Raw genomic sequence first — 15,404 nt, 5'->3', positions numbered from 1 at the left:
CCGCACGCACCCAGCGCCTGGGTATTGACGCCGCCGACATCGCCGCCGAGCTGGGAGGCTACCTGTCCTCCCTGAGTGCCGACCCCGCCCGCCTCGCCCAGGTCCAGGACCGCCGCGGTGAGCTCGCCCGCGCTTGCCGGGAGATCGGCGGCCCCCAAGAGCAGCTCGACGACGTCGACGCACTCCTGGCCTGGGGCGAGCGCGCCGCCGCGCGCCTGGGCGAGCTCGACGGGCCCCAGGACACCGCCGCAGTGCTGGCCGAGCGCCTGACCAAGGCCGATAAGAAACTGGTCGATGTCGGCGAGGAGCTGAGCCGGGCGCGTCGACTGCTCGCCGAGAAACTGGAGGAGGCCGTCACCGCCGAGCTCGAAGGCCTGGAGATGAAAGGGGCGCAACTCGTTGTCTCGTTGGACCGACTCGATGAGCCCGGGCCGACCGGCCTCGAGAGCGTGGCTCTCGAGCTCGTCTCCCACCCCGGCGCCCCCGCCCTGCCCCTGGGCAAGGGCGCCTCGGGAGGGGAGCTGTCGCGCATCATGCTGGCTCTGGAGGTGGTCCTCGCCGACGCCTCCGCCTCGGCGCGCTCCGCAACCCACACCCGAACCCTCGTTTTCGACGAGATCGACGCCGGTGTGGGAGGGCGCGCGGCCAGGGAGATCGGTCGGCGCCTGGCGCGTCTGGCGCGCCATCACCAGGTCGTCGTGGTCACTCACCTGGCCCAGGTGGCGGCCTGGGCCGATACCCACCTGGTGGTGCGCAAGGAGACCGTTTCCGACCCGGTGACCGGATCGGAAACCGGATCCGAGCCCCCGGCCCCCGTTCTCGACGCGGCGCTCTGGGGGCCCGCCGAAGAGCCTCGGGAGAATGTGAGAAAGTCCGAGCCCGGACGCACCCGCACGCAGGTCCTCGTCGTCGAAGGCCAGGAGAGAGAACGCGAGCTGGCCAGGATGCTATCGGGCCACGAGGACTCCCAGGCCGCGGTCCGGCACGCCGCTGAGCTTCTCCGGGAAGCAGTCGTGGGACAATCCGAGCCGTGAAGAATCCCTTCCGCAGAAAGTCTGGGTCTGTCTCCGAGCATCCCAGCGGTGTCGTGCGCGTCGATGCGCGCACGAAGAAGCTCACCAAACGCCTCCAGCCCGGTGAGATCGCGATCATCGACCATACCGACATCGACCGGGTGGCCGCCGAGGCGCTGGTCGAGTGCGGCCCCTCCGCAGTCCTCAACGCCTCCCCGTCGATCTCCGGGCGCTACCCGAACCTCGGGCCGGGAATCCTTCTCGATGCGGGTATCCCGCTCATTGACGATCTGGGCCCCGATGTCATGCGTCTGCACGACGGCCAGCGTATCGCGGTTGAGGACGGCACCGTGCGCATCGACGGCAAGGAACAGGTCATCGCCGAAGGGACGGTCCAGACCAAGCAGACCGTCGCCGACGCCATGGAGGAGGCCCAGAAGGGACTGGCCGTTCAGCTGGAGGCCTTCGCCGCCAACACCATGGAGTACATGCGCGGCGAATGGGACCTGCTCCTCAACGGCGTCGGCATGCCCACGCTGTCCACCCAGATGAACGGCAGACACGTCCTGGTCGTCGTGCGCGGCTACTCCTACAAGGAGGACCTCCAGGCGCTCAAGCCCTACATCCGCGAGTACAAGCCCATCATCATCGGTGTCGACGGGGGAGCCGACGCCGTCCTGGAGGCCGGTTTCAAACCGACGATGATCGTGGGAGACATGGACTCCGTATCCGACAAGGCGCTCGCCTGCGGGGCCGAGATCGTGGTCCACGCCTACCGCGACGGGCGTGCTCCGGGCCTGGCCCACGTCGAGGAGCTCGGGGTCGATCATCACGTCTTCGCCGCCACCGGCACCAGTGAGGACATCGCCATGCTCATGGCCGATGAGGCCGGTGCCGAAATCATCGTGGCCCTGGGAACGCACGCCACCTTGCTGGAGTTCCTCGACAAGGGACGCGCCGGCATGTCCTCGACCTTCCTGACCCGGCTCAAGGTCGGCGGTCGGCTCATCGATGCCAAGGGCGTCTCCCAGCTCTACCGCACCCGCATCTCAGGATGGTGGCTGCTGCTCCTGGCGCTGTCGGGCACCTTCGCCCTGGCAATCGCCCTCATGGCCACCCCGGGCGGGCAGACCTTCCTAGGACTGTCCGGTGCCGTGTGGGACGACATCGTCAACTTCTTCCGCTCACTGGTGGGTCTGGCCCCGAACTCGCCCACCGTCTAACGACTCCCGCCCATCCGAGAGGCAGCCCCTCTCACGGTCATCCTCAAGGTCTCAACCATGATCGACTTCCGCTATCACCTGGTATCGCTCATCTCCGTCTTCCTGGCCCTCGCCGTCGGCGTCGTCCTGGGCGCCGGTCCGCTGCAGAACTCACTGGGGACCGCTCTCAACGACCAGGTCACCGCCCTGCGCGAGGACCGCAACGCCACGCAGACCAAGCTCGAGCAGACCGAGACGGCCGTCAACGAGCGCGACTCCTACATCACCCAGGCCGCTACCAGCCTTCTGCCGGGAAGCCTGGCCTCCAAGAACGTCGCGCTGGTGCTCCTGCCTGAGGCCAAGGCCGAGGACGCCGATGCCGTCGCCACCCAGCTCAAGACCGCCGGCGCCTCCGTCACCGGCCGAGTCAGCCTGACCACCACCTGGGTGGACCTGTCCCGCGAGAGCTATCGCTCCACCTTCTCCGGCCAGATCCAGGGCAACCTAGGCAGCACCGGCTCCAAGGACGCCAACGGCATCCTGGGCGAGGGGCTCGCCAAGGCCCTCACCAGCAATGACGACTCATCCCGAGCCCTCATGGACCTGCTGTCCGTGGACACCTCCGGTACGCCGTTCGTCACCGTGGACTCCACTCCCACCGGCCCGGCCGAGATGATCGTCGTCGTCGGCCCCCGCCCCCAGGCGGCCTCCGCCAAGCAGACCACGGTCGAGGCCTCCCCGGGCCAGGACCCCAAGGCATGGGCCAAGGCGCTGGCGGGCACGGCCTCTCGGGCGACCACGGTCGTCGTCGGTTCCGCCGACGGCGACGACAACGTCGTGGCCGTCATCCGCTCCGAGGGCGAGAAGATCACCACCGTCGACTCAGTCGGCCAGATCGCCGCTTCTGTCTCCACGCCCCTGGCACTGGCTTCCACCCAGGCGGGAACCGTGGGCCACTACGGCTTCGACAAGGGCGCGGACGCCGTCATGCCGCCAGTGACGAAATAGTTTCCATAGCCCTCATATCCCTTATAGCCCTATGGTGCAGATGGCTCGGACCCGTCGCAGGGGCGCTGTCGCGGCGATTCAGACGCACCCTGCCTTAGGCTGAGACCATGGCTGGCACGATCACGCGAGTAAGCACCTGCGCCCGACGCCTGGCGCAGGCGGGGATCAAGGCGTCGGGCGTCACCCTGTCCTGGTCCACCTCCCTGGCGCCCATCGCCCAGAGCCTGGAGCGGACCAACTTCCACGGGCGCACCGTGAACCTGCGCGGGGGCGTGGGAGTCGCCGCCGGGTCCGTCATGGCCGCGATCGAGACTGGCCGGCTCCTGCGCGGCGCATCCGCGTCACGTTCTTCGGCACCGCGCAGCGGTTCACGGGTGCGACTCGCCGCCGCCTTCGCGACGACCGCCGGAGGGTGCGCCGGACTGATCGACGACCTTGACGCCGGCGCCCATGACGGCGACGCCCCCGTCAAGGGGCTCAAGGGCCACCTGACCGCGCTTGCCCGCGGATGCGTCACCACCGGGGTCCTCAAGATCGCCGTCATCGGCTCGGGAGCTCTCGTCGGCGGGGTCCTGCTGGCCCGTGACCGCAGCGCGGCCGCAGGCGGACGGGCACTGGCTGCAAGTGCCGTCGACGCCGCAACGGGCGCCGTCGTCATCGCCTCCTGGGCGAACCTGCTCAACCTCCTCGACCTGCGACCCGGCCGGGCGCTCAAGACCGCCACCATCGTAAGCACCCCCTTGCTGGCCACCCCCGGGCACGACGGCGAACCCACCCGACTGCTGGCCGCAGGCGCACTGGGGGTCAGCCTCAGCGCCCTGCCCGAGGACCTCCTGGAGAACACGATGCTGGGCGATACCGGGGCCAACGCCGTCGGCGCCCTGTTGGGAACCGCCCTGGCCTGCCACCCCAGCCGGGCGGTGCGCGCCGGAGCCGCCCTGAGCGGCGTGGGCCTCATCCTGGCCAGCGAGAAGGTCTCCTTCTCCCGCGTCATCGCCGACACCCCGGCCCTGGCCGCGCTCGACGGGCTGGGACGCCGCCCCTGATGACAACCCAGCAACGCCGCGGCGGCCTACTCTCGGTGGCCGGGTCAGTCGCCGGCCTGACCCTCCTGTCACGCGTCCTGGGCTTCCTACGCTGGCTCGTCCAGGCCGCCACCGTCGGCACCGGCACGGTGGCGGGCGCCTACACCACGGCCAACCAGCTTCCTAACACTCTCTACGAGGTCGTCGTCGGTGGCGTCCTGGCAGCCACCGTTGTCCCGCTCCTGGCCGCCCCGATCGCCGCGGGCAGGCGCGAGGAGGTCACCGCCACTGCCTCCGGACTGCTCGGACTGGTCCTCGCCGTCCTGACCCCGCTGTCCCTGGTCCTCATCGTCCTCGCCACCCCCATTGCCGCCCTGTTCCCCACCTCCCAGGGGGTCGACCCCGCGCTCCAGCACGAGCTCGTCGCCTCCTTTCTACGCATGTTCGCCCTCCAGGTGCCCATGTACGGGGTGGCGGTGGTCCTTACCGGTGTCCTCCAGGCCCACAACCGCTTCACCTGGCCCGCCCTGACACCAATGCTCTCCAGCCTCGTAGTCATGGCGACCTACGGCCTCTACGGGGCGCTGGCCGACGGCGACGACGCGGCCTCCGGCTCCGCCCTGCAGATCCTCGGATGGGGAACGACCCTCGGAGTGGCAGCACTCAGCCTGCCGCTGCTGTGGCCGGTCTACCGACTAGAACTGGGACTGCGCCCCACCCTGAGGCTGGGCGGCTCCCAGGCCCGGCGGGCGCTGCGCCTGGGCGGAGCCGGAGTGTGGACGATCCTGGCTCAGCAGCTGAGCGTCCTGGCGGTCCTGGCCCTGGCCCGCTGGGGAGGACAGACCGGCACGGCAGCCGTCTACCAGTACACGCAGGCCGTCTACGTCCTTCCTTACGCGGTGCTGGCCGTCCCGGTGGCCACCGTCCTCTACCCCCGCCTCACTGCAGCCTTCGAGGCCGCCACCCACCAGCGGGCCGCGTCCGGCACCGACAGCGCGGACAGTGCCGTCACCAGCCTGGTCGCCACCTCGACCGCTCTGGTCACCGCCGTCGCCGTCGCCGGGACGGCCATGCTCCTGGCCGCCAGCGACGCCGCCGAGCGCTTCTTCTCCTTCAAACAGGTCGATGGGATGGGGCAGGCTCTGGCCGTCCTGGCCCCAGGACTGATCGGCTACGCCCTCATCTACCAGGTCACCCGGGTTCTCTTCGCCGCCGACCGCTCCCGGCCCGCCGCCCACGCCACTGCGGCGGGATGGCTGACGGTCGCACTGGCCTCCGCTGCGTGCGTGCGCCTCATGGCGCCGTCGGGCGGGGACGGTAGAGCCACCCTCGTTGCACTCGGAGTAGGCACCACCGTGGGAATGACGGTTGCGGGAGTCGGCCTGCTGACAGCCCTGGCCCGCATCATGGGAGTCCGGGTGCTGCGCCCGATCCTCACAGCCCTCGCCACGGGGCTCCCGGTGGCCCTCGCTGCCGGTCTGGCGATCCGGGTGGCAACCACTCACGTGGCTTCCCTGACCCTGGCGGTTCTGACCGCCGTGGTGGGGGCGGTCGCCGCCGCCGGCGTTGTCCTGGCGGCGATCCACCTGGCCGACCGTAGCCTCCTAAGGACTATGCGCGGCGCCCAGGCGGCGCCCACGGACATGTGTAACCCCGCGGACAAGAAGAAGGAGAAGGCATGAGCACCAGCGCCGTCAGCAGCTCGAAAGAGACCGACGCCCCGCAGCAGACCGTTGGACGCCTGCGCATCCTCCAGGTCAGCGGATCGGCCGCCGGAGGGGTCCGCACGCACCTGGCCGACTGCGCCCGGATCCTGGCCGCTGACGGGCACGACGTCATCGTCGAGGCCCCCGCCGCGGTCCTGGACGGGCTGGACCTCGCCCCTGCCCGCGCCGAGGCACTCGAGATCGGGGCCCGTCCGAGTCTCGGCGACTCTCGCGTCGTGGCCAGGCTGCGTCGACTGGGGCGCCGGGCCCATACCATCCACGCCCACGGCCTGCGCGCCGGTGCCCTGGCCGCCCTCGCCCTGGGCCGACGCAGGAGCGGTCGCACCCGGCTGGTCGTCACCCTCCACAACCTCACCGTCGGAGGCCGCCTGACCACCCTGGTAGGGCAGGGGCTTGAACGCCTCATCGCCTCGCGCGCCGATCTCGTCCTGGCCGTCAGCCCCGACCTGGCCGAGCGGGCGCGGGGCCTCGGTGCCGCGCGCGTCGAGCTCGCCGTCATCCCCGCTCCGGTCCCGCATCCGTCCTCCGAGCCGACGTCCTCGGGCTCCACGGCGCCGGAGGATGTCTGGCCCCAGGAGGGTGCCCGCATCCTGACCGTCGCCCGTCTGGCCCCTCAGAAAGGCCTGTCGCTGCTCCTCGACGTCGCTGCGGCCCTCTCCCTCGAGGTCGAGGCCGGACGCCTGCCAGCCTTCACCTGGGCCCTCGCCGGAGACGGCCCCGGCCGCGAGGAGGCCGCTGAGCGCATCGCCGCTGAGCATCTTCCGGTGTCCCTCCTGGGACGGCGGTCCGACGTGCCCTCTCTCATGGAGACCGCCGACGCCGTCGTCCAGACCAGTCTGTGGGAGGGCCAGCCCCTCACCATCCAAGAGGCCCTGCGCGCCGGTGCTGCGATCGTGGCCACCGACGTCGGCGGCACCGCTGTGACCGCCAGGGGAGGGGCCATCCTCGTCGCCCCCGAGGCCCAGGCCATCGCCGGGGCCCTCACCGAACTCCTGACCGGCCCGCAGGCACGCTCCCGAGCTCAGCAGAACGCCCGCGAGGCCGCGCGGAAGCTGCCCGGCCACGATGACCTGGCCACCCAGCTGCGCCAGGCGGTTCTTGACCTGCACTGAGCCGAGCGGCCCCGAGCGGTAGCATCGTTGGTGGCCAGGCGCCTATCGACCACGACGCCTGCAGTGAGCAGAGGAGCCAACCGTGGACCAGCCGGTGACAGGGACCCGCAGGAGCGACGGCTCCGAGAGCAGCCTCGCTGACAAGCGCGAGACGGGACGGGAGCTGGTCTCCAGCGAGCGGGTCTGGAGCGGGCCGATCTTCGCCGTCGACGCCGACCACGTGCGCCTCGCCCCCGGTCAGGAGCCGGTCGCCCGCCAGGTCGTCGTCCATTACGACGCCGTCGCCGTCATCGCCATGCGCGAGGGGCCGGACTCCTCCCAAGCCGACGGCGCCCCGGAGATCCTCATGATCCGCCAGTACCGCCACCCCGTGCGAGCCTGTCTGTGGGAGATTCCCGCCGGCCTGCTCGACGTGCCGGGGGAGGCTCCCGCCGTCGCGGCCGCTCGCGAGCTCGCAGAGGAGACCGACTACGTCGCGGCCACCTGGAACACGCTGGCCGAGTTCTACGCCTCTCCCGGCTTCACTACCGAGGGGGCCCGGATCTTCCTCGCCCAGGACCTGAGCCTGCTGCCCGAGGAGAGGCGGACCCCGCGCGAGGCCGAGGAGGCCGAGTTCGTGCCCACCTGGGTGCGCCTCGACGAGGTCCTCGACGCCGTCATGGACGGGCGTCTGCACAACCCCTCCACCGTGCTGGGGGTCCTGGCCACAGCCCAGGCCCGCGCTCGCGGCTGGACCGAGCTGCGCCCCGCCGACGCCCCCTGGCTGCGCAGCCCCGAGAGCCTGTAGACGAGTCAAGATACTTGGCCGTCCACCACCGGTGGGAGCACTTTTCGGACCAGCGTTCCTGGGCAGGATAGGAGCCAGGGTTCGGCGAGTCTGCCCGCTACGACGAGCGAGGGCCTGACTCACGTGAAGAACCCCCTGAACATCAATCGATTAATTCGCTCAACTCAATGTGGTTAACCGGTTGACGAATGACTGTGTTCTGAGTCATGATCTTCCTGTGTCCGGCACCGATGCCGGGTCTCCCGACCAGAAGAGGGGAGAGGGACGATGACGACCCTCGCCGATGTCGCTGCCGCGGCTGGTGTCTCCAAGGCTGCGGCCTCCCTCGTGCTCTCCGGCAAGTTCGAGGGGCGCGTGAGTGAGCGCAAGGCCGAGCGTGTTCGTACGGCCGCCGACGAGCTCGGCTACGTCCGCGACGCCATCGCCGGCGGCATGCGCAACGGTCGGACCCGGACGATCGGGGTCATCGGCGAACGTGTCCTGTCCACGCCCTACGCCGTCTCCATGATCGACGCTGTTCTGTCCACCAGCCAGGGCCTCGGGTGGTCCGTCCTCCTCACTGACGCAGGACGCGACGGCGTCGCCGCCAAGGAGGCCGTCCGGGAGATGGTCGCCCGGCGCGTCGGCCAGGTGGTCATTGCCTCGATGTACCACCGCGTCGTTCCGGTTCCTGGGCAGATCGAGGACGTTGTCGTGCTCAACGGCGTTGCTGACCGTCCCGGGGTTCCTGGCGTCGTCCCCGATGAGCGCCAAGGCGCCAGTGATGCCGTTGCCCACCTCGTCGGCCTCGGCCACCGCCGTATCGGCTACCTCGGGCACGACGACACCGGGAGTATCGCCGTGCGTGAGCGCTCCGACTCCTACCGCCACAGCCTCCGGAAGGCGGGGCTAGAGGTTGACGAGTCGCTCCTCGTCACCGGGGAGCTCGACCCCGACAGCGTCGACGCCACTGCCCGCCGTCTCCTCGACCGGCCTGATCGTCCTACCGCCGTCTTCTGCTACAACGACGCCCTGGCGGCCGGCGTCTTCCGGCAGGCGGTGCGCCTGGGGATCTCGATTCCCGACGACCTCTCCGTTATCGGCTTCGATGACCTCGCCCTTATCTCCACGAATCTCGATCCCAGGCTCACCACAATGCGCCTGCCGCATTGGGAGATGGCCGAGTGGCTCACCCGCGAGCTCGCCGCGGGCCGTGCAGCCGAGCTCCCGGACGTCACTCGCTTCCCCTGCCCCCTCATCGAGCGCGCCTCTACGGCGCCGCCCGCCGCCTCTCATCCGTAGCCCGGGACCGCACACGAGGTCGGCCCTACCAGCCCTCCGCCCAATGGACGGAGCCAGATCCCCACCACTCACGCTGATACACAAAGGAGTGCCATCATGATGACCACCCGCAGATTGTTCCTCGGCGTCAGCGCGGCCGCCGTGGCCACGCTCGCCGCATGCTCCTCCCAGTCCGGCAAGGGCTCAGCCTCCGGCGGTATCACGCTGTGGACCCACAATGGGGGCAACAAGGAGGAACTCGACGTCGTCAACAGCGCGGTCAAGGACTTCAACGCCGCGAACCCCAACACCCCGGTCACGGTGAAGTCCTTCCCGCAGGAGTCCTACAACGATGCCATCGCCTCTGCCGCCGTCTCCGGCAACCTGCCCGACATCCTCGACCTTGACGGCCCGATCATGCCGAACTGGGCGTGGGCCGGATATCTCTCGCCGCTGACCATCTCGCAGGACCTCCAGGGAAAGATCATCGATTCCGCCAAGGGGGTCTGGAACGACAAGCTCTACTCCGTCGGCCCCTACGACACCTCGCTGTGCTTCCTCGGTCGTAAGTCAGCCTTCGACAAGGCCGGTGTCACTATCCCTACGGTTGACAAGCCGTGGACGAAGGACGAGTTCATGGATGCCCTCGACAAACTCTCAAAGCTCGACGGCTTCGGCTACGCCATCGACATGTCGGTGTGGGACACCGCCGAGTGGTGGCCCTACGCCTATGCTCCCATGCTCCAGTCCTTCGGCGGTGACCTCATCGACCGCAACAGCTATGAGACCGCCGAGGACTTCCTCAACGGGGACAAGGCCGTCGAGTGGGGTACCTGGTTCCGCTCGCTGTTCACCTCCAATTACGCCTCTCAGACCCCGGCCAAGGACGGCCAGGACTTCCTTCAAGGCAAGGTGCCGCTTGTCTATGCCGGCGGATGGAAGGTCCTCAAGGCTCAGGAGACCTTCGGCGAGGACGAGGTCCTCATCCTCCCTCCTGTCGACTTCGGCGCTGGTGCTCACGTAGGCGGCGGCTCCTGGCAGTGGGGCGTGTCCTCCTCCTCAAAGAACGCCGATGCTGCGAACAAGTTCATTGAGTTCCTCATGCAGGACAAGTACCTCGTCCAGTACTCCGACGCGATCGGTAACTTCCCGTCAATCGAGTCGGCCACCCCGAAGACGAAGTACTACGGCGAGGGCAAGCCGCTGGAGCCCGTCTATGAGATTGGCAAGAAGTATGCCCTCCTGCGTCCCGCAACCCCCGGCTACAAGGTCATCTCGTCGACTTTTGACAAGGCCGCCCGCGACATTGTCTCCGGTTCCGATGTCAAGGCGACCCTCGATCAGGCAGCCAAGGACATCAACGCTGACATCAAGTCGAACGATGGCTATAAGGCCAAGTAGGTCAAGTGAACTACTGAGTACCTGATCGTGCGGCTGGTCAACAGCCGCGCCACCTCCCTACACCACCAGCACCGATCCGGCGGGTGCGCGAGAGCGCCCCGCCGGGAAGGGAACCGATATGGCAGCCCCCAGTACCATGAGGCGCCGCGGTAGGACCGCCGCACTGCGCAGAGAGGCTCGGACGGCGTGGCTTATGAGCTCGCCGGCCCTCCTGCTCCTCCTGCTTTTCATGGGAATCCCGATCCTACTCACCTTCATCCTGTCTTTTACAAACACCCGCCTCATTTCACCCAACCCGCCGCAGTTCATCGGGATTGAGAACTTCGTACGAGCGTTCACCGACGACCCGACCTTCATCCGGTCTCTGACGAATACTGTCTTCTTCGCGCTCATCGTCGTGCCCTGCCAATCCAGCCTTGCTCTAGCGCTGGCGATTCTTGTCAACCAGAAGGCCAAGGGGGTCACCGCCTTCCGCACAATGATCTTCATGCCCGTGGTGACCTCAATGGTTGTGGTCTCCATCCTGTGGAGCTTCTTCTATCAGGACAACGGCTTGTTCAACTCGATGCTCAACACCTTTACCGGAGGAGGGTGGACCACAGTCGCGTGGCTCAACAACCCCGGTACCGCTATGCCGGCCATCATCATGCTGTCCATCTGGCAGGCGGTCGGTTTTCATATGATCATCTGGCTCTCCGGTCTGCAGATGATCGACCCGGTCCTCTACGAGGCCGCCGATCTCGACGGGGTCAACGGTTGGCAGCGCTTCCGCTACATCACATGGCCAGGTCTGCACTCAACGATGGTCTTCATCCTCGTCACCATCACGATCGCCGCACTGGGCCTGTTCGTCCAGGTCGACGTCATGACTTCCGGAGGTCCACAGGACGCCACATCCACAATCGTCTATCACGCGGTGCGCAGAGGCTACCGAGAACAGGATATGGGGTATGGCAGTGCCATCTCGCTCATCTTCTTCATTGCCGTCCTGATCATTAGCCTCATACAGCGTTGGCTCACCAGGGAGAAGGACTGACATGCCCACTGAGACAACCGGGTTCACTGCAACATCCGCGGCCTCACTCGTTGATGCTCTCGAGACCGTCGAAAGGAATCCTCGCCGTCTTGGCCGCGCCGCTGTCAGGAAACGGTCCAAGGCGCTGACCTACCTCGGCCTTGTCATCGCCTCCTGCGTCGCCGTCTTCCCCCTGCTCTTCATGGTCTTCTCCTCCTTCAAGGACGATCAGCAGATCTTCGCCGACCTCGGCTCCCTCAAGGCCTTCCTTCCGACCGGGCATCTGTCACTGGACAACTACTCCGGCGTCTTCGAACGGGTCCCAGCGGTACGGTTCATCACGAACTCGCTCATCGTGACGGTCACGATCGTCCTACTCGGTCTCATCGTCAACTCGATGATCGGTTTCGCGATCTCGCGTATGCGCTGGAAGGGTAAGAACATCGTGCTATCGCTCGTTCTGGCCACCCTCATGGTGCCGTTTGAGACCATCGCCGTGCCGCTCGTCTACTGGGTTGCCAAGCTGCCGTCACTGCAGTGGGTCGTCGACGGTTTCCTTGTCAAGCAGGGCATGCTCAATACCTACCAGGTGCAGATTCTGCCCTTTGTCGCAAACGCCCTGTCAATCTTCCTCTTCGCCCAGCACTTCGGAGAGATCCCCAAGGAGATCGACGAGGCGGCCCGCGTCGACGGCGCGTCCTGGTGGACGATTTACTTGCGGATCATTGTGCCCTTGTCCGGTCCGACCTTCGCCACGGTCGCCATCATCACGATGCTGCCCGCGTGGAACTCCTACCTGTGGCCGCTTATGGTCATCCAGGAGGAGTCGATGCGGCCCGCGAGCGTCGGCATGCAGTACTTCTTCCAGCTCAACCCGGTGTGGGGGCAGATCATGGCCTACGGAACGCTCATTACTCTGCCCGTCCTCATCATCTTTGCGCTGTTCCAACGCTCTTTCGTGGCATCGCTGGCAGGCACAGCGGTCAAGGGCTGAGGAAGCGGTACCCAGCGAGCGAGGCACGCTGGGTACCGACCACCCTCCCCTGTCACACAAGCGTGTACCGTCCAGCACTTGCGTGCTCGGGAACAGTCCTGACTCCCAGTTCATTCCTGTCCGAATTCCTTAGCCTCGATCTCAATGGAGAGAGCCGTGACTACTGAACACCTCGGCTTCAGCCGGAGGACCATGTTACGGACGGTGGTCGGCGCCGCCACCGTGATAGCTACCAGAACAGCCTCCGGCCTGGGAGCATCACCGGCTGCAGGCGCGGCTGCCAGCCGCCGCGCGCTCCTTCATCTCACCCCCACAACCGGGTGGGCCTGCGACCCCCAACACCCCTGCTACCTTGGCGGTCGGCTCCAGCTCCCACACCTCCAGGCCGCCCAGACCGCAGGACCAGGAGGGTGGAGACTTGCGACCTCAACCGACGAAGTCTCCTTCTCCGACGTGGGCGATACGATCCCACTCGTAGGTGACACTCCTGCGTGGAGCGGTTTGGCCGTCGTCGACACCGACAACACAGCCGGTCTCGGGGGCGGGGCGGTCATCGCTCTCGTGACGCACGTGCCCCATGGCGACCTCACTCGCCAGGCCCAGTATCTCCACTGGTCAACGGATGGCGGGCGCAGCTTTTCGATGCTCTCCGAACCAGTCATCCCGAACCCGAATGCTGACAGTGCCTCCACGGATGAGGAGATCGATAATGCCCGCTGGTTCCGTGATCCGAAGGTCGTCCGAGACGAGGAGCGCAGCCAATGGGTGTGTGTCATCGGCCGGCGCAAGTATCTCTCGCTCTACGTCTCCACAGACCTACACCGCTGGCGGTGGACCTCCAACTTCGACTACCTCGTACCAGGGGCTACCGATCTCGGAGGCATGGAGTGCCCTGACCTGTTCCGCATCATCGCCGACGACGGAACCAGCCACTGGGTCCTCGCCGCTTCAATGGACGGATGGGGAGCTGGATCACTCGGCACCTACGCGTACTGGATAGGGAGCTGGGATGGAACCCGGTTCATGACAGACAACCTCAGGCCGCAGTGGCTCGATCATGGGTATGACTGGTACGCGGCTGTCACCTGGCCGAGTGCCACCTCACCACATAACGTGAGGCACGCCGTCGCCTGGATGAACAACTGGAAGTACGCCGCCAGACACGTTCCCACCCTCGACACCGATGGGTACAACGGCCAGTACTCTGTCGTTCGCGAAATCCGACTCAGCCGACAGCCCGGCGGCTGGTACAGCCTGCTGAGCACCCCCAAGCCCGCGCTTGCGGTCAGTCTCCTCTCGCAGAAGTCCCTGGGCGACGTCACCGTCGATGGCCGTCGGGTACTCGATGTCAAGACCGAGGCCTACGTCCTGACCACCGACGTTGCCTGGACAAATGCAACCAACGTAGGCATAGAGGTCCTGCGCAGCCCAGACGGAACCCGACACACCAACGTCGGCATCTTCAATGGTCGTGTCTATGTCGACCGAGGTCCGAGCGAGACCGTATCGGCGCCCTTCGCGCCGTACACGCAGTCCGAGGCGTCGATCGACCCCGCCGCCCGTCATGTGCACCTCGCTGTGGTCGTTGATCGCAACAGCGTCGAGGTCTTCGTCAACGCGGGCCACACCGTTCTGTCCAACCAGGTCTATCCCACCGCTGGCGATCACGGCCTGGCCCTCTACTCCGACAACGGGAGCGCGGTCTTCTCCGGGCTCTCCATCCGAACCCTCTGAACCCGAGGAGACCGATCACATGGCACTCGAACTGACTGACCACTGGCTGTGGGACCACTGGATCTGTGACGACGGCGATCGCTACCACCTCTTCTTCCTGCGGGCGTCGCGCGCGCTGCACGACCCGGAGCGGCGGCACTTCCGTGCCTCTATGGGGCACGCCGTTTCCAACGACGCGCGTACGTGGGAACTTCTGCCCGACGCCCTGGTGCATTCCGACGGGCCGGCATTCGACGACAAGGCCATCTGGACCGGCTCCACGATCGTCAAGCCCGACGGCGTTATGCGTGTCTTCTACACCGGCATCTCTCGAGCCGAGGATGGGCTGGTTCAGCGCATCGGCTGGGCTGACTCCATCGACGGCGTGACCTTCGAACGCACGTGCGATGCTCCTCTGGAGGCGGACGCCAGGTGGTACGAGAGGAGAGAAACCGACGTCTCTGGCGCCGAGCACTGGAGAGATCCCTTTGTCTTCATGCATGAAGAGCGCTGGCACATGCTCATCACCGCCAGGGCGAAGGGAGCTGAGCACTATGGTGCCGGCGTCATCGGTCATGCCGTCTCCGATGACCTGGACCACTGGCACGTCGGGCCGCCGCTGACCAGTCCGTCGGTCTTCGGACAGCTTGAGGTCTCCCAGAGCCGGAGCGTTGACGGCCATCACCTACTCGTCTTCTCCTGCGGCGACGACATGAAGGCTGAAGCCGGCCCTGGAGGTGTGTGGATCGCCGAGGGGGAAGGGCCACTGGGACCCTGGGATGTCGACGGCGCCAGATATGTGCGCCCAGAGCACCTTTACGCCGGCCAGCTGCTTCAGCTGCGCGACGGAGGCTGGGTCTTCACGGGCTTTGAGAACATCGTCAATGGCGAATTCGTCGGAGCGGCTCCGGACCTGCTGCCGTGGGCGGACGTCGAGCTTCTGCCAAGAGGTGGGCACTAGGAGGTCGCGTTGTCAGTTGCCTGGACAGCGAGTGATCGGGGTGCCGGTCCAGGACTGGGCACGCCCTTAGCTCACCGCGCTCTGCCGGGTGGCGAGGCAGGCGCCGGGTCGTTTCTGCCTGGATCAGTCTGCTCAAAGCGGTCTCCACGGTCACGTCGGACCGCGCCGGCCGTGCCCGGGAACGTA

12 protein-coding genes and 1 pseudogene are annotated in these 15,404 nt (G+C 67.0%); all 13 read left to right on the top strand.

Features of this window, described 5'->3' with window-relative positions; genetic code table 11:
* Positions 1-1,034: pseudogene (locus HMPREF0975_RS05720) on the top strand (DNA repair protein RecN); the annotation flags it as partial.
* Complete coding sequence (gene steA, locus HMPREF0975_RS05715) at positions 1,031-2,236, top strand: putative cytokinetic ring protein SteA (RefSeq protein ID WP_009233201.1); 1,206 nt, start codon at positions 1,031-1,033, stop codon at positions 2,234-2,236. The pseudogene HMPREF0975_RS05720 and the gene steA, both read left to right, overlap by 4 nt.
* A 57-nt stretch (positions 2,237-2,293) precedes the next feature.
* Positions 2,294-3,223, top strand: coding sequence for a copper transporter (locus HMPREF0975_RS05710; RefSeq protein WP_009233200.1), 930 nt, complete (start codon positions 2,294-2,296; stop codon positions 3,221-3,223).
* 107 nt (positions 3,224-3,330) lie between these two features.
* A complete protein-coding gene (locus HMPREF0975_RS05705; RefSeq protein WP_009233199.1) occupies positions 3,331-4,269 on the top strand; it encodes a hypothetical protein in 939 nt (312 codons plus the stop codon).
* A complete protein-coding gene (gene murJ / locus HMPREF0975_RS05700) occupies positions 4,269-5,930 on the top strand; it encodes a murein biosynthesis integral membrane protein MurJ (protein ID WP_009233198.1) in 1,662 nt (553 codons plus the stop codon). The genes HMPREF0975_RS05705 and murJ overlap by 1 nt, the downstream gene beginning before the upstream one ends.
* Positions 5,927-7,087, top strand: coding sequence for a glycosyltransferase family 4 protein (locus HMPREF0975_RS05695; RefSeq protein ID WP_009233197.1), 1,161 nt, complete (start codon positions 5,927-5,929; stop codon positions 7,085-7,087). Before murJ ends, HMPREF0975_RS05695 begins: the two co-directional genes overlap by 4 nt.
* An 82-nt stretch (positions 7,088-7,169) precedes the next feature.
* Positions 7,170-7,874 carry an NUDIX domain-containing protein gene (locus HMPREF0975_RS05690; protein ID WP_009233196.1) on the top strand — a complete coding sequence of 235 codons (705 nt, stop codon included), beginning with the start codon at positions 7,170-7,172 and terminating at the stop codon, positions 7,872-7,874.
* A 267-nt stretch (positions 7,875-8,141) separates the two neighbouring features.
* The gene (locus HMPREF0975_RS05685) at positions 8,142-9,155 is read left to right on the top strand and encodes a LacI family DNA-binding transcriptional regulator (RefSeq protein ID WP_009233195.1); all 1,014 of its coding nucleotides are present in this window, start codon (positions 8,142-8,144) and stop codon (positions 9,153-9,155) included.
* Positions 9,156-9,251: 96 nt separating this feature from the next.
* A complete protein-coding gene (locus tag HMPREF0975_RS05680; protein WP_009233194.1) occupies positions 9,252-10,535 on the top strand; it encodes an ABC transporter substrate-binding protein in 1,284 nt (427 codons plus the stop codon).
* A 118-nt stretch (positions 10,536-10,653) separates the two neighbouring features.
* Positions 10,654-11,571, top strand: a complete 918-nt coding sequence (locus HMPREF0975_RS05675) for a carbohydrate ABC transporter permease (protein WP_009233193.1) — start codon at positions 10,654-10,656, stop codon at positions 11,569-11,571.
* A gap of 1 nt (position 11,572) precedes the next feature.
* Positions 11,573-12,544 carry a carbohydrate ABC transporter permease gene (locus HMPREF0975_RS05670; RefSeq protein WP_009233192.1) on the top strand — a complete coding sequence of 324 codons (972 nt, stop codon included), beginning with the start codon at positions 11,573-11,575 and terminating at the stop codon, positions 12,542-12,544.
* A 144-nt stretch (positions 12,545-12,688) separates the two neighbouring features.
* Positions 12,689-14,278 (top strand): glycoside hydrolase family 32 protein, encoded by a 1,590-nt coding sequence (locus HMPREF0975_RS05665; RefSeq protein WP_156808193.1) that lies wholly within the window; start codon positions 12,689-12,691, stop codon positions 14,276-14,278.
* Between the two features lie 19 nt (positions 14,279-14,297).
* The gene (locus HMPREF0975_RS05660; RefSeq protein WP_009233190.1) at positions 14,298-15,218 is read left to right on the top strand and encodes a glycosyl hydrolase family 32; all 921 of its coding nucleotides are present in this window, start codon (positions 14,298-14,300) and stop codon (positions 15,216-15,218) included.
* The last annotated feature ends 186 nt before the right edge of the window (positions 15,219-15,404 follow it).

The organism is Actinomyces sp. oral taxon 849 str. F0330 (assembly GCF_000239715.1).
Taxonomy (GTDB): Bacteria; Actinomycetota; Actinomycetes; order Actinomycetales; family Actinomycetaceae; genus Actinomyces; species Actinomyces johnsonii.
Note: the sequence above shows the minus strand (reverse complement) of the source record. Positions and strands in the feature narration are given on the sequence as shown.